A 24106-nucleotide genomic window follows, 5' to 3' on the forward strand; every position below is an offset into this window, starting at 1 on the left:
ACGGCGCACGAACCCGACGGCAGAAACGGCGGTACCGGTCATGACCGCCACCTTTGCACCGCCCGATCCCGCGGCCCAGTACCTCGTCCGCGCGGCCGTCACGGCGCCTTCCCCCTGTAACACCCAGCCCTGGCGCTTCGTCAGCCGGGACGGCGAGTTGCAGCTGCACGCCGATCCCATCCGCCGCCTCCCGGCCGCGGACCCGGACGGCCGGGAGATGCTCATCGGCTGCGGCGCGGCCCTGTTCAACGTGCGGCTGGCCATGCGGCACCTCGGCTTCCTGCCCCGGCTGCGCCTCCTCCCCGATCCCGGACTGCCGTGGCTCCTGGCCACCGTCCGCTGGGGTCCGTATGCCCGTCCCACCGCGGACGAGGAGGCGATGTTCGCCGCGCTGCCGCGGCGCCACACCCACCGCGGCCCGTTCCAGCCCGATCCGCTCCCTCCCCACCTCATCGAACAGCTGCGCGGACACGCCCGCCACGAAGGCGCGGAGCTCTGCACCACCCTGACCCGCGCGGAGGACCTACGTCGGCTCGCCGGCCTCATCCGCACAGCGGAGTCCGTACAGCGGACCCACCCCCTCTTCACCACGGAGCTCGCCAACTGGGCCCCGCCGAGAGGCAGTCGCCGCCGCGACGGCATCCCGGCCGGCGCGTACCCGCGCAGCCCCGACACCACCGCCTTCGCCGGACGCGACTACGCCGGTCACGCGCGGATGGGCTACGAACAGGAGCGGGCACGGCACATCGCTCACCCGGCTCTCGGCCTGGTCGTCCTCCTGACCACTCGGCACGACCTGCGTGACGACTGGCTCAGGACCGGACAGAGCCTCCAACGCGTCCTTTTGTATGCCACCGTCCACCGCGTCGCCGCGGCCGTGCACACTCAGCCGCTGGAACTGCCCGAACTGCGCGAGCAGGTACGGCGGATGGTCATCGGCCGACAGCATCCGCAGATGATCCTGCGGCTCGGCTACGACAACAAGACGCACGCCACGCTCGCCACCTCCAGGCGGCCCGTCCCCGATGTCATGGGGCAGCACGAGAAGCACCGTGTCCCGCCCCGGTCCCGCCGCCGGGAACAGGCGGCGGGGCGCTGACGGACCTAGACGTGGCCTGCGGGCCCGGTGGTCGGGCCCGGTGGCCTGGAGTCGTCCGGGCGGTAGGTGAGTTGGTCGGTGACCACCACGACCCCGTCCACCCGTCCGGCGATCCGCGCCGCGAGCGCGGCGTCGCTTCGGCCGTCCAGATGTCCCTTCAGCGTCACCACCCCGTCGTCGACGGTGACGTCCACCGCGTACCGGGGACAGTCGATCCCCTGGGTCACCTGGTTGATGACGTCCCGGCGGATCTCGTCGTCCGGGCGCAGGAAGACCTGGAGCAGGTTGCCACGGGTGACGATGCCGACCAGGTGGTCCTTGGCGTCCACCACGGGCAGCCGCTCCACATCGTGTTGCTCCATGGTCTGTGCGGCCTCCGTCACGTACTGATCCGGGGCGGTGATGACGGCGGGCCGTGTCATGAGATGTTCCGCCGTCGTGGCATGGGCCTTGTCCGCGGTCACACGCGCGGAGCGGGTCAGCTTCGGCAGGTGGAAACGCCTGTGCCCGTATCGCGGTTCCTGCCGCACCTGGTGGTACAGCAGATCGGTCTCGGAGATCACTCCGACGACCTTCTCCTCGTCGTTCACCACGGGCAGCCCGCTGATGCGGTGTTCCGCCAGCAGCCGGGCGACTTCCTTGAACTGCGCGTCGCATCGCGTGGACACGACTTCGCTGGTCATGACCTCCTTGACCCTGCAGTACCGCATTACCGCTTCCTCCTGCTCCTCTTGGTTCGGGTTCTTCACGGTTCCCAGGCGACGGGCACGAGCGCGACCGGGCAGTGCGCGCGGTGCAGCAGCGCGTGCTCGACCGGGCCGAGTTGCCTGCCGTGGCCTCGTCCGCTGTGGCGATGCGCCGTGATCACGACCGTGTCGGCCGCGCGGGTGGCGTCCACGAGGGCATCGGCCGCATCGCGCCACACGGTGTCGAACCGGACCCCGACCTCCGGGAACTTCTCGCGCAGCGCGGCGACGGTCGCACGGGGTACGGCGTCCCCGGTTTCCTGTATGCGGACCGGGTTGTTCGGTTCCGGCTCCGGCCGCCCGGGGCGAGGTGCACCCGGACTGCCCGACAACTCCGGTACGGAGCACATGTGCAGGACCCGTACCCGCGCTCCCAGTTGGTGCGCCTCCTCGAACGCGAAGCGCGCGGCACCAGCACCGGCATCCGTTTCGTCGGCGATGCCCACCAGGACCGTGGCGTCCGCCGGCCCCCCTTGTTCCGACTCGCCACGCACCACCAGCAACGGGCTGCCGCAGTGAGCGGCGACACTCAGGCTCACGGAGCCGGCCAAGAGCCCGGTGGCCCGTCCCAGACCTCGGTTGCCGACGACGGTCAGCGCCGCTCCCTCACCGCGGCGAACCAGCTCCGACGCCGCTGGTTCGGGGCTCAGTGTGGTCACCACGTCGAGCCCGGGTACCCTCTCGTGCACCCGTCCGGCGGCGAACTCCAGCACGCTCTGCGCCCTGTCGATGAGGCACCGCACGTCCTCCTTGCCGGGCTGCGCCACTGCCACGCCATGCCTGGCCCACGGCCAGCCGTGCAGGATCTCCAGCGGCGTCCGGCGCACCCGTGCCTCCTCGGCCGCGCGATCCAGGGCCCGTGTTGCCCTCTCCGACCCGTCCACCCCGACCAGCACATGCCCGCTCAGGGGAGGACCGGGAGCGTGTGCGCCGTAGTCCCAGAGGGTCTTCCGCTCGTCGTTCATCGCTCACTCCTCCTTGTCTGTTGCTCCTAGCCCTTGGGTGTCCCCGGTTCCTCCTCAGCCCAGTCGGCGCAGGTAAGGATCCCGGAACGGTCGGTGTCCAGCGTCAGCACCGGCACAAACCTGGCCGCTGACGTCGTGTGTCTTGCCGAGAGCGACAAACGCGGATACGCCGATCCCCAGCCGGAACAGACCGACCGGTAACCCGATGCCCACCCCGCCCGACCGCACCACCATCCCGGCAATTCCAGGGCGCGGGCGGTGCGCGACCGTTACCGACAGGGTCGACGCCTCGGCCGCACGGAGCCTGGAGGTGACGGTGACCAGGAAGCGGATCGCGGACCGACCGCACTGCTCGGTGACTTCGGCCACGGCTGGAGCGGCCATGTCTGCGCGCTCGCGGGCCTCCACCGCGGACAAGTAGTCCTCGCTCTGTTCCAGGCTCAGTGTGCAGTGGACCTCGGTGCCGTCCTGGCGCCACGAAACGGGCAGACCCAGATCACGGAACATCCGCAGCACCGCACGGTTGTCCGCGAGGGCGTCCGCCGTGAAGCGGCGGACGCCCTCCGCCTGCGCCGCGCGAACCAGGTGCTCGATCAGCAGCGTGCCGACCCCGTGACCGTGCCATTCGTCCGCGACGGTGAGAGCTATCTCCGCGCACCTCGGCTCGCCCGGCTGACCGACGGCGGTGTCGTACTCCGCGATTCCCACGATCCACTTGCCGTCGTCGGCCACCAGTGCCAGATAGCCGTCGCGCGGCAGCGAGCACGCCTTGTCCGCGGCCCGTTCCATCAAGTGCCGGCTGGGGCCGAAGAACCGGAACCGCAGGCTCTCCATCGAAAGCTCCTGGTACAGCCGCAGCACCTGCTCGCGGTCACCGGGCCGGGCGGGCCTGATCCGCAGGGCGGAGCCATCGGCCAACAGTGCGTGAACCTCCTGGGGCACGGACAGCGTCTTCGGCATCACAGCTCTGCCTCTTCCTCCCCGCGCGCCCCTTTGCCGGACTCGCGGGGACTCTCGTGTCGGCGTGCTGGTCACATCTCCCTCAGCCGACAACTCCAGCGTTGTCGCACCGCAACACACGCTGCTTGGGTCCAACGGGCCACCGGTATGGACGACCGGCTCCTTCCCCGCCGGAGTCGACGTCTCACCGTTGTCGAACCACCACCCCCCGCCCCGGTCTGCGGACCAGTCGGCGTGGATCGGTCCTCGGCGTGCCGGTGGTGTTTCCCGGCAGGTTCAGCCGTCGGCGGGGAGGGGGACGGTCCACTCCAGGGTGGTGCCGGTGGGCAGTCGGGGAGCGAGGGTGAGGGTGCCGCCGAGTTCCGTGGCACGGGCGTGGAGGCCGGCCGGCACGCTGCTGCGAGCGCGGGTGGGGTCGATGCCGTGGCCGTCAGCGGCGACTCGTAGCGTCAGGTGGGTGGCGGTGGCCTCGGCGGCGACGTCCACTGTGCTGGCGTGGGCATGCTGGGCGGTACGGGTGAGGGCTTCGCGCAGTACGGCGATCAGCTGGTCGGCGAGGTCGTCGGCGACCTGGGTGTCCAGCCGGCCGGTCATCCGCAGCGCGGGGCTGAAGCCCAGGACCGCGGAGGCCCGGCCGGTCTCGGCGACCAGCCGGGTCCGCAGGCCGGTGCCGGTGCGGGTGCGGGTGCGGGTGTCGTGCGGTGTGAGGGCGCGGACCGTGGACCGGATGATCTTGATGGCTTCGTCGAGGTCGTCCACGACCCCTTCGATGCGTTCGGTGGCCGGTGGGCGGTCGGCGCACTGTGCGCGGAGTGAGCGCAGGGACAGTCCGGCGGCGAACAGCCGCTGGACGGCGAGGTCGTGCAGGTCACCGGCGATGCGGTCGCGGTCGCCGGCGATCAGGAGTTGTTCGGCCGCGCGACGGTGTTCGGCGATCTCCAGGGCGAGCGCGGCTTGGTTGGCGAATCCGGCGATCATCGCGACGACCGCGTCGCCGAAGGCGGGGCGGCCGGGAAGACCGGAGACCTGGAGCACGCCGCGCACGTGCTCGGGGGTGCCGAGCGGGACGAGGAAGGCCGGCCCCGGGGGAGCGGGGTGGTGTCGTGTTCCGTTCGGGGGTCGGTGCTCCAGTCGTCGGTGGTGATGGTCTCCCGGAGCTGTAGACGCTCGCGGCCAGGTTGGTGTCCGGCAGGACCAGCCCGCGTACGCGGTCGGTGTCCCGGCCTGTGGCGGCCCTCGACGACCAGGACCGAGGTGCCGGGAACGGGCACGGCAAGGGTCACCAGAGCGGCCTCGGCCATCTCGCGGACCGTGGCGGTGAAGGCGTTCAGGACCTCCGCGGGGTCCCTTCCGTGCAGCAGGCTTCGGGTCAGTTCGCCGCTGGCCGACAGCCGGCGTTCGCGGCGCTGGGCGGCGTCGTACAGGCGGGCGTTGTCGATCGCCACCCCGGCCGCGGCGGCCAGCGTCGCCAGCACCACCTCGTCGTCTGCGTCGAACTCCGCCCCGCCCCGCCGCGCTTGTCGGTCAGGTACAGGTTGCCGAACACCGCCTCACGTACCCGGACGGGAGCACCCAGGAAGCCGTGCATCGGCGGATGCCCCGCCGGGAAACCGGTGGCGTCCGGGTGCGCGTTGAGGTCGGCCAGCCGCAGCGAGCGGGGCTCGCGGATCAGCAGTCCCAGGATGCCCCGGCCCTGCGGGTGGTGCCCCGTGGCGGCGACGGTCTCCTCGTCCATGCCGACCGTGACGAACTGCTTCAGGCCGCCTTCCTCGCCCAGTACTCCCAACGCCCCGTACTCGGCATCCACCAGCGTGATCGCCGACTGCAGGACCCGTCGCAGCACCACGGCCAGGTCCAGATCGGTTCCGACGGCCAGGACCGCCTCCAGCAGCCCGTGCACACGCTGCTGGGTGGCACGTACCCGCGCGATCTGCGCCTGCAGATCGTCCAGCAGGTCATCCAGCCGCAGCTGAGGCGCCACCGCTCCCTCCCGCGGTGCAGCGCCCGTGCGCCCGTCCACGCCGGCTCCCCTCGGGAAGGCACTCTCCTCAGCATGCACCCGGTGAGTCCGCGGTGACCCTCCACGCGCGAACTGTAGCCATGTGTTCACTTGAAGTGATACCCGTCGGTGTCTGCCTTTGGGTCGGGCTCTTCTCCCCGCACCGAGCCGCACCCTCTCGGTGCAGTGGGTCCCATGCCCCAACGAGGCAGACGGCGAAGTCGTTCGGCGGGGACATCGCGAGCCGCGGTGTACAACCGAAAGTGCCGTCCGGGGTGCGCTCGGCAAGCACCGGTCGCTCGACGCGGATGCCTCTCTTACGGCGCCGACCGGTCGTCGGCCACGAGCGTGGTCCGGACCAAGCGGCCGCTCCCTGGACGTACATCGTGATTCACTCAAAGTGGCATATCCCGTGCGGCGTCAGCGGTGTAGCGTCGCTCCCAGGTCCCAGCCCCCGGCCTCGCTCTCCGGTGAAGGCCGCAGAGGTGCGCACCTCGGTCCGGCCATGAATCGCTCCGTTCGTACTCACGAACATCAGGGACACAGCCGATGGGACATACCGTTCACCTCGTGGGACTGCCCTACATCCAGCGGCAGGACCAGGACGACTCCGCAGACATGCCGACAGCCGGGGTGGAGATCTCCCTCTGCCTGGAACTGCCCCGTGTCACCGACAGCAACATGGCCACGGGGCAGGTGGCCCGCGCGGTCCTCTCCGCGATCGGAACCCCTGCCTGGATGCTCCAGGACCTCGCCGAGACGGCCCGTGTAGCCGCTCAGTACATGGTCCTCCACAGCATGGCACCGTCCTACCAACTGCTGCTGAGTGCCGACGAGGACGGAATCACGGTATCCGTCACCGACTACACGCCACCCGCCCTCACCGCCTCGCCGGCCTGGCAACCGGTGCCCCACGGCAACGGAGCCGACCCTGAGGCAACCTGGGCGCCCTCTTCCGACGGCATGCAACTTCACCGCACCCCTGACGGTCACCTACGCCTCAGGACCGAAACCCGCTGGAGGAAACCGGCTCCCTCGGCGTGATCCGTGGAGGGGCGAAGCCACTGCTCGTCGCCTCGCCGTGCGTGAGCGGATGAGGTGGCAGAGACCATCACTGCGTGGACTGGGCATGGAGCAGCACCCGTCTTGACCTGCTGGTTCCGGACGCCGAAGCAGCGTCCGGAACCACCCAGCAAGCTTTGGCCAGGACTTTAATCCATTGGACGCGCGTGGATCTCTCCCGTCGGCGGCTTGTCCCCTGCCCACTCCGCGGAGCAGATCCTGGCAAGCTCCGCCACCCATTGCAGGTCCCGCTCCGGCAGCTGAGTCGCGAAGTTGTCCAGCCACTCCTGCTCGGTCGTACCGTGACCCCCTCCCATTCTCGGTTACATCTTCTGCCATTCTTCTGGGAGCACGAGCAGAACCGTGGCTTCCTGCGTGCCCTGCACGCCCTCGCGCGAGCCGCGCAGGCGATCGGTGAGCAGGAGGAGTACGCGCGGTGCAGCCAGTTCCTGAAGGACTCCTCGCCGACGGCGGCCCAGACGCTGGGCCAGCCCGGGTGTGGTGATGCGGGTCCGCCTGGTGTGACCAGGCGGACCTTGCGGTCTCGGGGGACCATTGGGGAGGATGCCCGGTGGGGACCGGGGCCCCCGTGTCGGAATTCGGCAGGGGCGGACCGCTACCCGGAGTACGCATCAGGAGACAGCGATGTCCCAACCGGCTCAGCAATCGCAGGAGCCCGAGGCCCCGCATCTCGACTTCCAGGGGACGACCCCGTACGAGGACTACGTCCAGGCGGACGTCCTCACCCACCTCCAGCACACCCGCTCCGACGACCCCGGCGAGATGGTCTTCCTGGTCACCACCCAGGTGATGGAGCTGTGGTTCACCGTCATCGTGCACGAGTGGGAGACCGCCGCGCGGGCCCTGCGCGAGGACCGGGTGCCGGTCGCGGTCGACGCGTTGAAGCGTTCCGTACGGGAGCTGGAGGCGCTCAACGCCTCCTGGCGGCCCCTCGGCCAGCTCACGCCGGCGCAGTTCAACTCGTACCGCGCGGCCCTCGGCGAGGGCAGCGGCTTCCAGTCGGCGATGTACCGCCGGATGGAGTTCCTGCTCGGCGAGAAGTCCTCGTCCATGCTCGTCCCGCACCGCGGGGCACCGCGCGTGCACGCCGAGCTGGAGAAGGCACTGCACGAACCGAGCCTCTACGACGAGGTGTTGAGGCTCCTCGACCGGCGCGGGCATACGGTCCCGGAGGCCGTGCTCACGCGTGACGTGTCGCTGCGCTACGAGCCGTCGGAGGAGGTCGAGAAGGTGTGGACCGACCTCTATTCCGGTGACCCCGGTGTTGAACTCGCCCGGCTCGGCGAGGCGTTGACCGATGTCGCCGAGCTGGTGTGGCGATGGCGCAACGACCATCTCGTCGCCACCCGGCGCGCGATGGGCGCGAAGACCGGGACGGGCGGCTCCGCCGGGGTGGCCTGGCTGGAGAAGCGCGCGCAGAAGAACGTCTTCCCCGAGCTGTGGACGGCGCGCTCCCATGTCTGAACTCGCGCTGAAGGCAGAGAAGTTGGATGCCGCCGACGAACTGGCCGGCGTGCGCTCGCAGTTCGTCCTGGATGACGTGGTGTACCTGGACGGGAACTCGCTCGGCGCGCTGCCGGTGGCGGTCCCCGGCCGGGTCGAGGACGTCGTACGGCGGCAGTGGGGCGAGCTGCGGATCCGGTCCTGGGACGAGAGCGGCTGGTGGACCGCGCCCGAGCGGATCGGCGACCGGATCGCCCCGCTGGTCGGGGCCGCGGCCGGGCAGATCGTCGTCGGCGACTCCACAAGTGTCAATGTTTTCAAGGCGGTTGTGGCGGCCGTGCGGATGGCGGGCTCGGGGCGGGACGAGATCGTCGTCGACGCCACGACCTTTCCCACGGACGGGTACATCGCCGAGTCGGCGGCCCGGATGACCGGGTGCACGGTGCGGCCGGTGGCCCCGGCCGAGGTGCCGGGCGTGCTCGGCGACCGTACGGCGGCGGTGCTCCTGAACCACGTCGACTACCGCACCGGCCGGCTGCACGACCTGCCCGCGCTCACCGCCGCCGTACACGCGGCGGGTGCGGTGGCCGTCTGGGACCTGTGCCACAGCGCGGGTGCCCTGCCGGTCGGGCTCGACGAGCACGGGGTGGACCTCGCGGTCGGCTGCACCTACAAGTACCTGAACGGTGGCCCGGGTTCACCGGCGTATCTGTATGTGCGCGCCGATCTCCAGAGCCGCTTCGACTCCCCGCTCCCGGGCTGGAACTCGCACGCCGAACCCTTCGGCATGCGGCCCGCCTACGAACCGGCGCCGGGCGCGCTGCGCGGCCGGGTCGGCACCCCGGACATCCTGTCCATGCTCGCCCTGGAGGCGGCCCTCGACGTGTGGGACGCCGACGGTGTCTCGGTCGGGGCGGTGCGGGCCAAGTCCCTCGCGCTGACGGACTTCTTCCTGGAGTGCGTGGCGTCGTACGTGCCGTCGGGGCGGGTGGAGTCGGTGACTCCGGCGGCTCATGCGGAGCGGGGGAGCCAGGTCGCGCTGCGCTGCTCCCCCACTCTCGACTTCGCTCGAGCGGGAGGGGCACCCATCGCCGGCGACGTGATGAAGCGGCTGATCGAGCGGGGTGTGGTCGGCGACTTCAGGCACCCGGACGTGCTGCGGTTCGGGTTCACGCCCCTGTACGTCGGGTTCGGGGACGTGGAGCGGGCGGCGCGGGTGCTGGGGGACCTGGTCCGCTAGAACCTCTGGAGACCGCCGGAACCTCTGGAGACCGCGTACCTTCACCTAACTGCCGTGGGTCGATGGAGCGGTTAGAAGCCGGTGACGTGCCGGTGACGTGCACCGCAGAACCGTTTACGCCTCACCGGGCGTGACAACCGCGGTCTCCGTGCACGTCACCGGCCTGGTAGCGTCCCGGCCGACGGCCGAATTTCTCCGCGTGTTTCTCTCGTGGTCGCCATATCCCGTCACATCCCGTTCCGTCCAAGTCCTCCCCCAGTGCCGAAAGCCTGGGAGGTGCCCCCATCGTCGCTGAGAGGTTGGAGCATGCCGGACGACTCCGCTGCCGCACGTGCCGCCGCAGCCGCCGTGGAAGAGGAGTCCGCCTTCTCGCACCCCGCCGTGGAACCCGACAGCACCGCCGCGTACGGCGACCACCCCGACCAGGTGATCGACTTCTACGCCCCGCACGGCGAGCGGGTGCCGGGCGAACCGGCGCCGCTGGTCGTCGTACTGCACGGGGGCGCGTGGCGGGCGCCGTACGACCGTCGGCACATCACCCCGTTCGCGGACTTCCTGGCCCGCCGGGGGTTCGCGGTGGCCAATGTCGAGTACCGGCGGGGGGCCGCGCTGCCCGCGCAGGGCGGTACGAGCCCGGTCGCGGGCCGTTGGCCGGAGACCTTCGACGACGTCGCGGCGGCGCTCGACGCACTCCCCGCGCTCGTCCGGGAGGCGCTTCCGCAGGCCGATTCGCGCCGCACGGTGCTCACCGGGCACTCGGCGGGCGGCCATCTCGCGCTGTGGGCGGCCGCCCGGCACGTCCTCCCCAAGGACGCCCCCTGGCGCACCGACGCCCCCGCCGCGCTGCGCGGCGTGGTCGCCCTCGCCCCGATCGCCGACTTCACGGTCGCCGAGAAGCTCGCGGTGTGCGGGGGAGCGGCGGGTCAACTCCTGGGTGGAGAGGCCACGTTCGCGGAGCGCCTGCCGTACGCCGATCCGACGCTCCTGCTTCCCACCGGCATCGCGACCACGCTGGTCCAGGGCCGCGCAGACCTCGACGTCCCGCAGGCGGTCGCCGAGTCGTACGCGGACGCGGCGGCCAAGTCCGGCGAGGTCGTGGGCCTCACGCTCCTTGAGGACGTCGGCCACTTCCCCCTGATCGACCCGGCGGCAGACGCGTGCGCGGTGGTGGCGGAGGAGATCGCACAACTGGCTTGGTGAGCCGCCGACTTCGGGCGGGTTCCGTCCACCCCGGTCCACCCCGGTCCACCCCGGTCATACCCGTAGTACCTCAGAGCTACGGCGCAGGTGAGTTCCCTGGCGGGACGCGGACGACGACCGCGGATCCGTAATTTCCCTTCCAGATCGGCCCGACGGCGGGCGGAGCGGGAGGGGAGACGGACATGGGGGTTGTTGAGGCCCGAGCGGATACCGGTACTGCGGTGGCCGACTCGGTGGAGAGGGGCCCGGCGGGAGAGGCCGAGGCGCCACGCGCCCGCAACAAGCCCCGCCGTAAAGGCGGTTGGCACCGCGCGCTCCTCGCCGCGCTCGTCATGGGCGCCGTCGTGATTCCCCTCTCGGCCGCGGCCCGGCCCGAGATCCCCGCCCCCGCTCCGGCCGCGCTCGCGCCGCTCACCCCGGCCACGTTGGACGAGACGTACGCGGCGAACGGCGCCAACGCCGCCGAGGCGTCCCGCATGGCCGCCGCCGACGGGGACGAGCGCCGCGCCGCCGCGGACCGCACCATGGCCGACCCGGCCCGTCACCTCCTCGCCTACGACGGCCGCGGACCGGGCCTGGCGACGGAGGTCCTCGGCGACCTGGCCCACGCCGACCGCATAGCCGTCCTGGTGCCGGGCTCGGACACCTCGCTCGACACCTACGACCGCTTCCGCGCCACCGCGCTGAACCTCCGCCGCCAACTGACCCACGACGCCCCGGACTCCCGTACGGCGGTCGTGTCCTGGCTCGGCTACGACACCCCGCGCACGGTGAGCGCCACGGTGCTGACCGCGGGCCGGGCGGACCAAGCGGCCCCGTATCTGCGGGAGTTCATACGGCAGCTGCGCAGCGTCACCGGCCGCACGGCGCGGATCGCGCTGCTCTGCCACTCGTACGGCACCGTCGTCTGCGGGCGAGCCGCCGCCGGCCTGGACGTGTCCGACCTCGTCCTCGTCGGCAGCCCCGGCACGGGCGCCGACTCCGTCGCGGGACTGCGTACTCCGGCCCGCGTCTGGGCGGCGCGCGGCGCCGACGACTGGGTGGGGGACGTTCCGCACGTCCGCGCCGACCTGTTCGGCACGACCGTCGGCTTCGGCACCGATCCGGTGTCCCCGGAGTTCGGCGCCCGCGTCTTCGCGGCCGGCGACGGCGGCCACAGCGACTACTTCTCACCGGGCTCGGCCTCCCTGGCCAACCTCGCCCGGATCGTCCTCGGCGAGACCACGGAGGTGACCCATGCGTGAACGCCTCCGGCGGGCAGCCGTCCGCCTCGACGCCGCGACCCCGCCCGACCGGGACCGTGCCGTGGACGCCCTGCGTGCCATCGCGATCCTCGGAGTCGTCCTGGGCCACTGGCTGGTGACCGCGCTGGTCGCGGACAGCGGCACCCTGCGCACGGCGAGCCCGTTGCGGGACATGCCGTGGCTCGCGCCCATCTCCTGGGTGTTCCAGACGCTGGCGGTGTTCTTCCTGGTCGGCGGCCATGTGGCGACCCGGGGCTACGCCTCCGCACGCGCCCGGGGCACGACGTACGGACAATGGCTGGCCGCCCGGCTGTCCCGGCTGTTCACCCCGGTCGCCGCGGTCCTCGTCGTGTGGACCGTGACGGCCGCCGCGCTGCTCCTGTCCGGCACGGACTTCGACACGGTCCGCGCCCTGGTCAAACTGGCGTTGTCGCCGATGTGGTTCCTGGTCGTGTTCGCGGGCCTGACGGCGGCCACTCCTCTGCTGACCCGGCTCAACCCGCTGTGGCCGCTGGCCGTCGTACTGCACGTGGACCTGATCCGTTTCGGGCTCGGCGGCCCGTCCTGGCTCGGCTGGGTCAACGTGGCGGCGGGCTGGCTCGTGCCCTACACCCTCGGCGCGGCCTGGACCCGCGGCGAGCTGGACCGGGCCCGGGCGGGCTGGGTCCTGCTGGCCGGCGGTACGACGGCGACGGCGGCACTCGTCCTGTGGGCTGGCTACCCGGCGTCGATGGTCGGCGTCCCCGGCACCACGATCTCCAACCTGGACCCGCCGACCCTGGCCGCCGTCACCTTCGGCCTCGCCCAGTGCGGCCTGGCCCTGCTGCTCCGGGACCGGTTGCGCCACGCATTGCGCCGGCCGCTCGCCTGGTCGGCGGTGGCCCTGGTCAACCTCTCGGCAATGACGGTCTTCCTCTGGCACCAGACGGCCCTGATGGCCACCACGGCCGCGACCCTGCCCCTGGGCCGTCTGCCCGGCCTGCACACCCGCCCCGACGACCTGACCTGGGTGGCGGCCCGACTGGCCTGGCTCCCGGTGTTCGCGCTGGCGCTGACGGTCTGCTGGGCGGCGTTCCGGATGTACGAACAGGGTCCGAGGCGCCGCCCGTCACGCCGCTCACGGGTCGTCCGCGCCCACACCCACCCGCCCCGCCCGGCAGCGAAGCGCCCTCACCGTGCCTAGGGTTGACCGGGTGAACGCAACCGCCGACGGCGCCGGGTCCCCGCACACCGCGCCCATCCTGTTCCCCAGGCACCGTCGGCTGCGCCACCTCACGTACGTGCTCGTCTCCCTCGCCGCTCTCGGCCTCTCCCTCACCGGCACGGACGAGATGGTGAGCGAGTACGGACTGGGCGTATTCCAGGGCGTGTTGGCCGGTTTCGCGCAGGGCGTCGCCCTCGTCCTCGCCCTGCGTCGGCCCGTCCCCGCCTGGGCCCTGTCCCTCGCCGCGACGGCTGTCACGGCGTTGGCGGCGCGTGCCGCCATGGATCCCATCCCGGCCCTGATCCCCGCCCCGAGGTGGCCCTGGAGCACCACCGAAGTCATCGTCCAGGCCGTCGTCCTACTGCTCGTGGCCCTGCGTGTGCCCACCCGCAGAGCTCTCGCGGCGCTGGCCGCGACCGCCGTGACGACGTTCGTCATCCAGGGGCTCGTCGGCGCCTGGAGCTACTCCTCGACGGGCGTGGCCGCGGTCGTTGTCTGCGCGGTGGCCGTCCTCATCGGCACCGCCCTGCGCGGACGCAGCGAGGCCCGTACCCAACTCGTGGAGCAGGTCACGATCACGGCGGAGGAGCGCAACCGCCGCACACTCCTGGAGGAGCGCAGCCGTATCGCCCGCGAGCTGCACGACGTGGTCGCCCACCACATGTCGGTGATCTCCATCCAGGCCCAGGTGGCGCCCCTCCTGGTCGAGAACCCGTCGGAGGAACTCAAGGAGAACCTCGCCGGCATCAGACAGAACGCCCTCGAAGCTCTCGCCGAACTGCGCCGGGTCCTCGGTGTGCTCCGCTCGGAGAACCCGGAGTATCCCGACGACCCCTACGCCCCGGGCGGCCCCGGCACCGGCGCGGCCCCCGACGCCCCGCAGCCCACCCTCGACCGCCTGGACGCCCTGATCGAGAACACCAGGGCCGCCGGTCTCGACGTGCGCGGCGACGTCAGGGGCGAGGTGCGCCCGCTGGCACCCGGCGTGGAGCTGTCGGCATACCGGATCGTCCAGGAGGCACTGAGCAACGCGCTGCGGCACGCCCCCGGTTCCACCGTCGCCGTCGAGGTCGCCCACGACCCCGACGGACTGCGGCTGATCGTCACCAACTCCCGCCCGCAGCAGGCCGCCCCGCCCTCCCCGGGCGCCGGACACGGCCTGCTCGGCATGCGGGAGCGCGCGGCGATGCTGGGCGGCCACCTGACCGCGACGAGAACGTTCCAGGGCGGCTTCGCGGTCGTCGCGTTCCTCCCCAGGGACGGCGTGGCACTTCCCGACGGACCCGATGGCCCGGACAGCCCCGACGGATCCGATGCCCCCGACGGGCTCGCCGCCCCCGAGATCATCTTCCCGACAGGAGACGAGACCCCATGACGAGCGGCACCATCCGTGTACTCATCGCCGACGACCAGCAGATGGTCCGCCAGGGCTTCACCGTGCTGCTGAACGCCCAGCCCGGCATAGAGGTGGTCGGCCAGGCGGTCGACGGCCTGGACGCGGTGGCCAAGGTGGCCGAACTCGCCCCGGACGTCGTCCTCATGGACATCCGCATGCCCGAACTCGGCGGCATCGAGGCCACCCGCCGCATCACGGAGGCGACCCCGCACATAAAGGTCCTGGTACTCACCACCTTCGACCTCGACGAGTACGTGTACGAGGCGCTGCGCGCCGGCGCCTCCGGTTTCCTCCTGAAGGACGCGTCCGCGGAGCAACTGGCCGAGGCGGTACGGGTGGTGGCCGCTGGTGACGCACTGCTCGCGCCGGGCGTCACCCGCCGGCTGATCGCCGAGTTCTCCCGGCTGAACGGGACACCGCGCACCCCTCTCAAATCACGCGTCGGCGACCTCACCGAACGCGAGACGGAGGTGCTCGCACTGATCGCGCAGGGCCTGTCCAACGCGGAGATCGCCGAGCACCTGGTCGTCGCCGAACAGACCGTGAAGACCCATGTCGGCCGCATCCTGGTGAAGCTGGGGCTGAGGGACCGCACACAGGCGGCGGTGTTCGCGTACGAGTCGGGGCTGGTGCGGCCGGGCGGGGGCCGCTGAGGCGGCTGAGGGCCGTTCACCGCCAGGTCTCCGGCATACCCGTAGTACCTGAGACGGACGGGCGAAGACCCGACTCACAGGTGACGACGGCGACGGACCGCTCCGCCTACCGTTTTGAATGTGACCGAGACGACCCAGCAGTTGCCGCCGATGGGCGGGGCCAAGCCGCGCAGCCCGGAGTTCAGGCTCGCGGCGGGCGCCCTGCGCGGACTGCGGCAGGACCTGTTCCACGACGCCTTCGCCTACCGCCCGTTGCCCCGCTCCACCGCCGACGGCCCGCTGACCCGGCGCCTCAGGGGCCGGGCGCGGGAGTACGCGGCCTGGGGCCCGCACGCCCTGATCACCGCGGTCGGCCTGCTCGCGATGTTCATCGCGACGAACGACGAGGCCCGCGGCGCGGGCGGCAACCTCGTCCTCGGCCTGCTCGCCCTGGTGCCGGTGCTGCTGACCATGGTGCGGCCGGTCGGCGCGTTCTGGCTGTCCATGGCCGCGACCCCGGTCGCCACCGTCCTGGCGACCGGGTTCGACGACGAGTGGCCGTGGCGGACCGGCAGCTTCGTCTGCCATCTGTCGGTGCTCGCGATCGTGGCGATACGCACCCGACCGCGCACGGCCGCCTGGATGTGGGCGCTGACGGCGGTCTACGGCATCGGCGCCAGCAGCTTCGCCGGCGGCCACGCCTTCGGTTCGAACAGCGCGCAGATGCTGTTCCTCTCCGCCGTGGTTCTGCTCGGCGTCACCGTCCGCCACATACGCCACGATGCCGAGCAGGAGGTGACCGCGCAGCAGACGGTGACGGCGCACGAGCGGTCCCGGCGCACCCTCCTGGAGGAGCGCACGACCATCGCCCGTGAGCTGCACGACGTGGTGGCCCACCACATGTCGGTGGTCGCCATCCAGGCGGAGGCCGCGCCCTACCGGGTGGAGAACCCGCCGCCGGAGCTGGAGCGCGCGTTCGTCACGATCCGGGAGAACGCGGTGGCGGCCCTGACCGAGCTGCGCCGTGTCCTGGGTGTGGTGCGTGCGGAGGACTACGAGGCGCCGGACGCCCCGCAGCCCACCCTCGCCGACATGGACGCGCTGCTGGCCAATGTGCGCGACGCCGGCCTGAGCGTCGAGAAGGCGGTGACGGGGGCGGTGCGTGAACTCCCGCAGGGCGTCGAGCTGTCGGCGTACCGGATAGTGCAGGAGGCGTTGAGCAACACCCTGCGGCACGCGCCCGGTGCGAGCGCCCGTGTGGAGATCGGTTATGTGCTGGGCGGGTTGGGCCTGCGGATAGTCAACGGTCCGATGCCCGAGCCGAGTCTGGTGAAGCCCTCGCCCGGCGCGGGCCACGGCATCACGGGGATGCGGGAGCGGGTCTCCATGCTGAACGGCGAGATGACGGCGGCCCCGGCGGACGACGGCGGCTACGAGGTGACGGTGTTCCTGCCGGTCCCGAGCGCGAGCGAAGGTGAGGCATGACGATCCGTGTGCTGATCGCGGACGACCAGATGATGGTGCGCGAGGGCTTCTCCGTCCTGTTGGGCGCGATGCCGGACATCGAGGTCGTCGGCGAGGCGGTGAACGGACGGGACGCGGTCGAGCGGGTGCGTGAACTGGCCCCGGACGTCGTCCTGATGGACATCCGCATGCCCGAGATGAACGGCATCGAGGCGACCCGGGAGATCGTCGCGGCGGACGGTGCGGCGAAGGTGCTGGTGCTCACCACCTTCGACCTCGACGAGTACGTGTACCAGGCGCTGCGCGCGGGAGCCTCCGGCTTCCTGCTCAAGGACGCCTCGGCACGCCAACTCGCCGACGGGGTAAGGGTGGTGGCGGCCGGCGAGGCACTGCTGGCCCCCTCCGTGACCAAGCGGCTGATCACGGAGTTCTCGAAGCTGTCCGACTCACCCCGTCTCATGCCGACGGCACAGCAGGCGGCGTACGGAGACCTGACCGAGCGGGAGACGGAGGTGCTGGTCCTCATCGCCCAGGGGCTCTCGAACGTGGAGATCGCCGAGCGGCTGGTGGTCGCCGAGTCGACGATCAAGACCCATGTCAGCCGTGTCCTGGTGAAGCTGGGGCTGCGGGATCGTACGCAGGCGGCGGTGTTCGCGTACGAGGCGCGGCTGGTGACGCCGGGGTAGGAGGCAGCAGGCGGCACCGCCGTATGTTGATCGTTCCTGCGGTGAATCCGTGCGGCCGGTCGGGTGAACGGCCGTGCCCCGGCCTGTCGTCGGGAGCCGGGATCCCGCTGCATCAGAGCCATGATCAATCATCTGGAGCGCGATGTGACCGCGCTCGCCCTCACGGCTCTTCCCCTGCTCGCCGGCACCCCGCCGGTTCGGGCCTCGGCGGGTCTCTCGCAGTACTTCCAGATCACCACGCACCTGAACGGCAAGTGCCTCGCGACCAACGGCGACAACGTCGAGGCGGTGCAACGACGGCACCGGCAACCGGCTCTGGTACTGGAGGAACGGAAAGGTGCTGGTCAACGGCGCCGAACAGCAGTGTCTCGACGTCAAGAACGGCGAGGTGAACGCGGCGGTGCAGGCGGTCGGCGACTGCCACGGTCCGGCCAACCAGCGCTGGTTCAAGGACGGCGGCCGGCTGCGCACCGAGGTCAACAACCAGTGCCTCGGCATCCAGAACAACGGTGACCAGAGCGAGCACACCGGCATCGACGTCCGCAACTGCGGATAGAACACCTGGCAGGGGTGGACCTTGCCCAACCCGCGAGTCCCCCCTGGTCAGAGGGGGGCGAGCCGGGCTAGCGTCCGTGCATGGCAGCCTTTGACCCCTGGGACCCCGCGTTCGTCACCGACCCGTACCCCGCCTATGCCGAGCTGCGTGCGCGGGGTCGGGTGCACCACTACGAGCCCACCGACCAGTGGCTGGTGCCCCGGCACGCGGACGTCTCGGCACTCCTGCGCGACCGCCGCCTGGGCCGCACCTACCAGCACCGCTTCACCCACGAGGACTTCGGCCGTACGGCACCCCCGCCCGAGCACGAGCCGTTCCACACCCTCAACGACCACGGGATGCTCGACCTGGAGCCCCCGGACCACACCCGCATCCGGCGCCTGGTCTCCAAGGCGTTCACCCCGCGCACGGTCGAGCAACTCAAGCCGTACGTCAGCCGGTTGGCCGGTGAGCTGGTGGACGGCCTGGTGGCCCGGGGTGGCGGCGACCTCCTCACGGAGGTGGCCGAGCCCCTCCCCGTCGCGGTGATCGCGGAGATGCTCGGTATCCCGGAGTCGGACCGCGCCCCGCTGCGCCCCTGGTCGGCGGACATCTGCGGGATGTACGAGCTGAGTCCGTCGCAGGACACGGCGGCCAGGGCGGTCCGCGCCTCGAACGAATTCTCCTCGTATCTACGCGAGTTGATCGCGGCCCGGCGCAAGGAACCCGGTGACGACCTCATCTCCGGCATGATCGCGGCCCACGACGAGGACGACGACCGCCTCACCGAGCAGGAGCTGATCTCCACCGCCGTACTGCTGCTCAACGCGGGACACGAGGCGACGGTGAACGCCACGGTCAACGGGTGGTGGGCGCTGTTCCGCAACCCCGGCCAGCTGGCGGCCCTGCGCGCGGACCACTCGCTGATCCCGTCCGCCGTCGAGGAGTTGATGCGCTACGACACCCCGCTCCAGCTCTTCGAACGCTGGGTGCTGGACGAGATCGAGATCGACGGCACGGTGATCCCGAGGGGTGCGGAGATCGCGATGCTGTTCGGCTCCGCCAACCACGACCCGGACGTCTTCGCGTCCCCGGAGCGCCTGGACCTCGCCCGCGCCGACAACCCGCACATCAGCTTCAGCGCGGGCATCCACTACTGCATCGGCGCGCCCCTGGCCCGTATCGAACTGGCCGCCTCCATGCGGGCGTTGCTGGAACGGGCCCCCACGCTCACCCTGGCGGCGGACCCGGTCCGCAAGCCGAACTTCGTGATCCGGGGGCTGGAGGGACTGAGCGTCACGGTTTGACGCGGACGGCTGGTCGGCGCCTGTGTCGGGTGGCGGGTCCGGTCTTGCGGGGTTCCGGGCCGGCCGGAGGTTTCCGTGCCGTCGGTCAGGTCGTGAGGTCGCGTCGCCGCAGGCCCGCCAGTCCTACGGCGACCAGGGCGGCGGCGATCCCGGTGAGCACGGCCACCGGCCCCCAGGCCATGTCACCGCCCGGCAGCTTCGGCAGGTGGCCGAAGGGGGAGATGTCCAGGACCGCCTGGGGGAGGTTCAGCGCCGGGCCGATCCAGCCGAGGAGGAGGGCGAGGCCGGCCGCCGCCCAGGACAGTGGGGACAGGCGTGGGGAGAGGCCGTGGAGGAGGACCGCCAGGGCGCCCAGGGTCCAGATCGCCGGGAGCTGGACCAGCGTGGCGGTCAGGATCGGGCCCGGTTCGGCGCCGTAGCCGAGAGTGAGGCCCAGGCCGCTCAGGAGCATGATCAGGGCCGCGCCCGCGAAGGCGATCGTCAGGTGGCCGGCCGCCCAGCGCAGGCGGCCCACCGCGTTCGCCAGGACGGGTTCGGCGCGCCCGCCGGTCTCCTCGCTGTGCAGCCGCAGGACCGACGAGACGGCGTAGAGCGCGGCCAGCATGCCGAACATGCCGACCATCGTGGCCAGGAACGCGTCCTCGATGCCGGACTGGCCGCCCATCCGCTCGATGATCTCGCGGGTCTTCGCGTTGTCGCCGACCAGGTCCGCGGCGCCCTTGGTGATGCCGCCGAAGGCGACCCCGGCAGCGAAGAAGCCCAGGCTCCAGCCCAGTACGGCACCCCTCTGGAGGCGCCAGGCCAGTGCGCCCGCCGTGCCGAGCCGTCCGTCGGCCGGTCCCGGGCGGGCGGGCAGGAAGCTCATGCCGACGTCCCGGCGGCCGGCCAACTCGTAGGCCGCGAAGCCCTGCAGGAGTGCCGCCGCCGCGAACAGGGCCAGTACCCACCAGCGTTCGGACGCGAACGGGCGCAGGTTCTCCAGCCAGCCGATCGGGGAGAGCCAAGTCGCGGGCGACGAACCGTCGTCGGCTGTCGAGTCGCCCACGGCGCGGAGGACGAACGCCGCACCCACCAGGCCGCCGGTCAGGCCCTTCGCCAGTCGGCCGCTGTCCGTGAACTGCGCGACGATCGCCGCGAGCGTCGCGAACACCATGCCCACTCCGCCGATACCGAGGCCGAGCGCCAGTGCGCCTCCCGCCCCCTGCCCGGCCATCCCGCCCGTGATCAGCAGCGCCAGTGCGGAGTTGGCGACGAACGCCGTCAGCAGGGCCGCCGTCAGGGGTGCGCTGCGGCCCACCATCGCCGACGAGACCAGTTCCTGTCGGCCGCTCTCCTCCTCGTCCCGTGTGTGCCGTACCACGACCACCAGGCTCATGATTCCGGCGAGGATCGCGGCGTAGCCGCCGATGCGCCAGGCGGTGAGGCCGCCCAGGGAGTCGCTGAACACCGGGCCGTAGGTGGCGCGCAGCGAACTGTTGGTGAGCATCTGGCGGGCGATGTCGGCGCGTTCGGCGGGGGTGGAGTAGACGCTCTTCAGGGAGCCGGGCAGCGACAGCACCAGCAGGCCCGTGACCGCCACCCAGGTCGGGATCACCACGCGGTCGCGGCGCAGGTTGAAGCGCAACAGGGCGCCCGTGCCCGCGAGTTGGCGCGAGGCGCCGGTGCCGGTGCGCGTGGGGAGCGCGGTGGCGGTCATTCCGTCTCCTGGTAGTGGCGCAGGAACAGTTCCTCCAGCGTCGGTGGCTTCGAGGTGAGCGACCGTACGCCCGTGTCGCTCAACGATCGCAGTACGGCGTTGAGTTGGTCCGCCTCGACCTGGAGGCGGACGCGATGGCCCTGTACGTCGAGGTCGTGCACGCCGGGCAGGGACGCCAACCCGTTGGGCTCACCGGTGAGTTCGGCGCTCACGCTGGTGCGGGTGAGATGGCGCAGGTCGGCCAGTGAACCGCTCTCCACCGTGCGGCCCTTGCGGATGATGCTCACCCGGTCGCACAACTCCTCGACCTCGCTGAGGATGTGGGAGGAGAGGAGGATCGTCCGGCCCCGTTCGCGTTCCTCCTCGACGCAGCGCTGGAAGACCTCCTCCATCAGCGGGTCGAGGCCCGAGGTCGGTTCGTCCAGGATCAGCAGGTCGACGTCCGAGGCGAACGCGGCGACGAGGGCGACCTTCTGGCGGTTGCCCTTGGAGTACGTGCGGCCCTTCTTGGTGGGGTCGAGTTCGAAGCGGTCGATCAGGTCGGCGCGGCGGGACCTGTCGAGGCCGCCGCGCAACTTGCCGTAGAGGTCGATGACTTCGCCGCCGGACAGGTTGCGCCACAGCGTCACGTCGCCGGGGACGTAGGCGACCCGGCGGTGCAGTTCGACGGCGTCGGCCCAGGGGTCCCGGTCCAGGAGCCGGGCGGTGCCCGAGTCGGCGTGCAGCAGGCCGAGCAGCACGCGGATGGTCGTGGACTTGCCGGAGCCGTTGGGGCCGAGGAAGCCGTGCACCTCGCCGGTCTCGACGTCCAGGTCGAGGCCGGCGAGGGCATGTGTCCTGCCGAACGACTTGTGCAGTCCGGAGACGGTGATTGCCTTCGTCATGAAGCCGAACGTACGCTACGTTCAGAAATTTGTGAAGTTAAGGAAGTGTATGAAGCGTGGGTAGGGTGGGTCCATGACGGATACAACCGGTGGGCGGGACGCGGAGTCCGTGTCGAAGTTCGTCGAGTCCTTCGCGGCGCAGCTTGTCGAGGCCGGGATGCAGCGCATGCCCGCGCGGATCTTCGCCGCGCTGCTCTCCTCGGACGAGGGCGCGATGACCTCCGTCGAGCTGGGGGAGCAGCTGCGGATCAGTCCGGCTGCGGTGTCTGGTGGGGTGCGTTATCTGGCGCAGCAGCACATGGTGTCGCGGGAGCGTGAGCCGGGTTCGCGGCGCGAGCGGTACCGGGTGCAGGGCAACCAGTGGTACGAGGCGCTCACCAATCGCGAGGCAGTTCTCAAACGGTGGGAGGCGGCTCTGAGCGAGGGGGTTGCCAGCCTTGGCGCGGACACACCTGCGGGGCGTCGTATGGCCGAGACCCTCGCCTTCTTCGAGTTCGTGGACGGGGAGATCGCGGCGATGATGGAGCGGTGGAGGGTGCACCGGGAAACGCGTTTCGGTGGAACTGCCTAAGGGCGTGGGGAACTGCGCGACCGGGCACGACGCTCCCGCAGGTCCGCACTCGCCTGCGGCCCGGTGGTGGGCCGGTCGCGCAGTTCCCCGCGCCCCTGAAGGAACCTCAGCGCTCCTTGGTTTCTTCGAGCACCGTGCGGCCGAGCAGGGCATAGCGCTCGGGCGACCGGCGCTTCAGGTACTGGGCGTAGCCGATGCCCGTCGCCGCGACCAGGGCTACCAGCCAGGGCGTTGCCTTCAGGAGCAGTGAGTCGGACTCCGAGCCCGCCGCCACACTCATGTTGGAGACCAGGAGCAGTACCACCGCGAGCATCGCGATGCCGCCGAGGAGCGGAGCGGTGAAGGTCTTGAACCAGTGGCGGCTCTCGGGGTGGTGGGTGCGGAAGTAGGCCAGCACCGCGAACGAGCACACCGCCTGTACGACCAGGATCGCCATGGTGCCGAGGATGGCGAGCAGGACGTAGAGGGCGTTGGCCGGGTCCTTGCTCGTGGCCCAGAACGCGACGATCAGGACGGCGCTGATCACGGTCTGCACGAAGCCCGCGATGTGCGGGGAGCCGTGCTTGGCGTGGGTGCGGCCGATGGTGTTCTTGAGGGAGGGGAGGACGCCTTCGCGGCCCAGCGCGTACATGTAGCGGCTGGCGCAGTTGTGGAAGGCCATGCCGCAGGCGAGCGAGCCGGTGATCATCAGCCACTGCATGAGGTCGACCGCCCAGTGGCCGACGTAGTGCTCGGTGGGGTTGAAGAAGAGGGCGAGCGGGTTCGCCGAGGAGGCGACCTTGACGGCCTCCGTCTCGCCGTTGCCGATGATGGCCATCCAGGAGACGAAGACGTAGAAGACGCCGACGCCGAGGACCGAGATCATCGTGGCCTTGGGGATGATCTTCTTGGGGTCGCGGGACTCCTCGCCGTACATGGCCGTCGACTCGAAGCCGACCCAGGACCAGAAGGCGAAGAAGAGGCCGAGACCCGCGCTCGTGCCCTTGAACGCGTTGACCGGGTTGACCGGGCCGAAGGTGAAGCCGTGCGGGCCGCCGCCGTGCAGGGCGACCGAGATCGCCATCGCGGCGAGGACGGTCACCTCCGTGCCGAGGAGGACGACGAGCAGCTTCTCCGCGACCGAGACGCCGAACCAGGTGCCCGTCGCGTTGACGGCCAGCATCACCAGCGCGAAGACCCACCACGGGATGTCAAGTCCCGTCTGGTCCTTGAAGGTTCCGGTGGCGAAGGTCGAGAAGATGCCGATCAGGGCCGGCTCGAACACGACGTACGCGAAGGTGGCGAGGAGGCCGGAGGCGAGGCCGACGGTGCGGCCGAGGCCGTAGGAGATGAAGCCGTAGAACGCGCCCGTCGAGGTGATGTGCTTGGCCATCGAGGTGAAGCCGACGGAAAAGATTGCCAGGACGACCATTGCGACGAGATAGCTCGCCGGGGCGCCTATGCCGTTGCCGGACGAGACCATGAAGGGCACGTTGCCCGTCATCGCGGTGATCGGGGCGGCGGTCGCGACGGCCATGAAGACCACGCCCAGCAGGCCGATGGCGTTGGGCTTGAGCCGGTGAACGGCGCCGTCCTCGCTTGTGTTCGCCGCGGGGGCGATTCCTTCGTCCACTGCCATCGGGATGGCTCCTCTCCTGCTGCTCGGGTGGTCCTACGGTGCGGAACTCTGTCGGCCGAATGAGTCCGGCAAGGGCTGCGATGCGTTAAATGTTTGTCAACCAGACCTTTAGAAATCTGAGGAAATCCGGTGGC

At 71.0% G+C, this 24106-nt stretch carries 21 protein-coding genes and 2 pseudogenes; 15 read left to right on the top strand and 8 right to left on the bottom strand.

What is annotated here, in order from left to right:
* Window positions 1-40 precede the first annotated feature (40 nt).
* The gene (locus tag AB0I51_RS30825) at window positions 41-1099 is read left to right on the top strand and encodes a hypothetical protein (RefSeq protein WP_362980728.1); all 1059 of its coding nucleotides are present in this window, start codon (window positions 41-43) and stop codon (window positions 1097-1099) included.
* Window positions 1100-1104: 5 nt separating this feature from the next.
* On the opposite strand, the gene AB0I51_RS30830 is transcribed toward AB0I51_RS30825, so the two are convergent.
* The 5 genes from AB0I51_RS30830 to AB0I51_RS30850 form a co-directional block, all read right to left on the bottom strand.
* The gene (locus AB0I51_RS30830; RefSeq protein WP_362980730.1) at window positions 1105-1782 is read right to left on the bottom strand and encodes a CBS domain-containing protein; all 678 of its coding nucleotides are present in this window, start codon (window positions 1780-1782) and stop codon (window positions 1105-1107) included.
* Window positions 1783-1844: 62 nt separating this feature from the next.
* Window positions 1845-2810 carry a universal stress protein gene (locus AB0I51_RS30835; protein ID WP_362980732.1) on the bottom strand — a complete coding sequence of 322 codons (966 nt, stop codon included), beginning with the start codon at window positions 2808-2810 and terminating at the stop codon, window positions 1845-1847.
* A gap of 54 nt (window positions 2811-2864) precedes the next feature.
* The gene (locus AB0I51_RS30840; protein ID WP_362980734.1) at window positions 2865-3728 is read right to left on the bottom strand and encodes a GNAT family N-acetyltransferase; all 864 of its coding nucleotides are present in this window, start codon (window positions 3726-3728) and stop codon (window positions 2865-2867) included.
* 318 nt (window positions 3729-4046) lie between these two features.
* Window positions 4047-4814, bottom strand: coding sequence for a histidine kinase (locus AB0I51_RS30845; protein ID WP_362980736.1), 768 nt, complete (start codon window positions 4812-4814; stop codon window positions 4047-4049).
* A 325-nt stretch (window positions 4815-5139) separates the two neighbouring features.
* Window positions 5140-5751 (bottom strand): GAF domain-containing protein, encoded by a 612-nt coding sequence (locus tag AB0I51_RS30850; RefSeq protein WP_362980738.1) that lies wholly within the window; start codon window positions 5749-5751, stop codon window positions 5140-5142.
* 588 nt (window positions 5752-6339) lie between these two features.
* On the opposite strand from AB0I51_RS30850, the gene AB0I51_RS30855 reads away from it, so the two are divergent.
* The 13 genes and pseudogenes from AB0I51_RS30855 (at window position 6340) to AB0I51_RS30915 (ending at window position 19203) form a co-directional block, all read left to right on the top strand.
* Window positions 6340-6813 (top strand): hypothetical protein, encoded by a 474-nt coding sequence (locus tag AB0I51_RS30855; protein ID WP_362980740.1) that lies wholly within the window; start codon window positions 6340-6342, stop codon window positions 6811-6813.
* A 362-nt stretch (window positions 6814-7175) separates the two neighbouring features.
* A pseudogene (locus AB0I51_RS30860) lies at window positions 7176-7319 on the top strand (DUF3151 family protein); the annotation flags it as partial.
* Between the two features lie 157 nt (window positions 7320-7476).
* On the top strand, window positions 7477-8316 hold the full coding sequence (locus AB0I51_RS30865; RefSeq protein ID WP_362980742.1) for a tryptophan 2,3-dioxygenase family protein: 840 nt from the start codon (window positions 7477-7479) through the stop codon (window positions 8314-8316).
* Entirely contained in the window at window positions 8309-9535 is a 1227-nt protein-coding gene (kynU, locus tag AB0I51_RS30870) for a kynureninase (RefSeq protein ID WP_362980744.1), read from the top strand. Before AB0I51_RS30865 ends, kynU begins: the two co-directional genes overlap by 8 nt.
* A 306-nt stretch (window positions 9536-9841) precedes the next feature.
* A complete protein-coding gene (locus AB0I51_RS30875) occupies window positions 9842-10735 on the top strand; it encodes an alpha/beta hydrolase (RefSeq protein WP_362980746.1) in 894 nt (297 codons plus the stop codon).
* A gap of 182 nt (window positions 10736-10917) precedes the next feature.
* Entirely contained in the window at window positions 10918-11979 is a 1062-nt protein-coding gene (locus AB0I51_RS30880) for an alpha/beta hydrolase (protein ID WP_362980748.1), read from the top strand.
* Window positions 11972-13162, top strand: a complete 1191-nt coding sequence (locus AB0I51_RS30885; protein WP_362980750.1) for an acyltransferase — start codon at window positions 11972-11974, stop codon at window positions 13160-13162. The genes AB0I51_RS30880 and AB0I51_RS30885 overlap by 8 nt, the downstream gene beginning before the upstream one ends.
* Before the next feature lie 10 nt (window positions 13163-13172).
* On the top strand, window positions 13173-14558 hold the full coding sequence (locus AB0I51_RS30890) for a sensor histidine kinase (protein ID WP_362980752.1): 1386 nt from the start codon (window positions 13173-13175) through the stop codon (window positions 14556-14558).
* Complete coding sequence (locus AB0I51_RS30895; protein ID WP_362980754.1) at window positions 14555-15232, top strand: response regulator transcription factor; 678 nt, start codon at window positions 14555-14557, stop codon at window positions 15230-15232. The genes AB0I51_RS30890 and AB0I51_RS30895 overlap by 4 nt, the downstream gene beginning before the upstream one ends.
* 150 nt (window positions 15233-15382) lie before the next feature.
* Complete coding sequence (locus tag AB0I51_RS30900; RefSeq protein WP_362980865.1) at window positions 15383-16696, top strand: histidine kinase; 1314 nt, start codon at window positions 15383-15385, stop codon at window positions 16694-16696.
* Window positions 16693-17361 (top strand): response regulator transcription factor, encoded by a 669-nt coding sequence (locus AB0I51_RS30905; RefSeq protein WP_362980758.1) that lies wholly within the window; start codon window positions 16693-16695, stop codon window positions 17359-17361. The genes AB0I51_RS30900 and AB0I51_RS30905 overlap by 4 nt, the downstream gene beginning before the upstream one ends.
* 286 nt (window positions 17362-17647) lie before the next feature.
* Window positions 17648-17917: pseudogene (locus AB0I51_RS30910) on the top strand (RICIN domain-containing protein); the annotation flags it as partial.
* 80 nt (window positions 17918-17997) lie between these two features.
* Entirely contained in the window at window positions 17998-19203 is a 1206-nt protein-coding gene (locus tag AB0I51_RS30915; protein ID WP_362980760.1) for a cytochrome P450, read from the top strand.
* An 85-nt stretch (window positions 19204-19288) separates the two neighbouring features.
* Here AB0I51_RS30915 and AB0I51_RS30920 read toward each other — a convergent pair whose 3' ends face one another.
* Window positions 19289-20899, bottom strand: coding sequence for an ABC transporter permease (locus AB0I51_RS30920; protein ID WP_362980762.1), 1611 nt, complete (start codon window positions 20897-20899; stop codon window positions 19289-19291).
* Entirely contained in the window at window positions 20896-21783 is an 888-nt protein-coding gene (locus AB0I51_RS30925; protein WP_362980764.1) for an ABC transporter ATP-binding protein, read from the bottom strand. The genes AB0I51_RS30920 and AB0I51_RS30925 overlap by 4 nt, the downstream gene beginning before the upstream one ends.
* Before the next feature lie 73 nt (window positions 21784-21856).
* On the opposite strand from AB0I51_RS30925, the gene AB0I51_RS30930 reads away from it, so the two are divergent.
* On the top strand, window positions 21857-22354 hold the full coding sequence (locus tag AB0I51_RS30930; protein WP_362980766.1) for a MarR family transcriptional regulator: 498 nt from the start codon (window positions 21857-21859) through the stop codon (window positions 22352-22354).
* A 106-nt stretch (window positions 22355-22460) separates the two neighbouring features.
* On the opposite strand, the gene AB0I51_RS30935 is transcribed toward AB0I51_RS30930, so the two are convergent.
* The gene (locus tag AB0I51_RS30935; protein WP_362980768.1) at window positions 22461-23972 is read right to left on the bottom strand and encodes an APC family permease; all 1512 of its coding nucleotides are present in this window, start codon (window positions 23970-23972) and stop codon (window positions 22461-22463) included.
* Window positions 23973-24106: the final 134 nt, after the last annotated feature.

This window comes from Streptomyces sp. NPDC050549 (assembly GCF_040655035.1).
Taxonomy (GTDB): Bacteria; Actinomycetota; Actinomycetes; order Streptomycetales; family Streptomycetaceae; genus Streptomyces.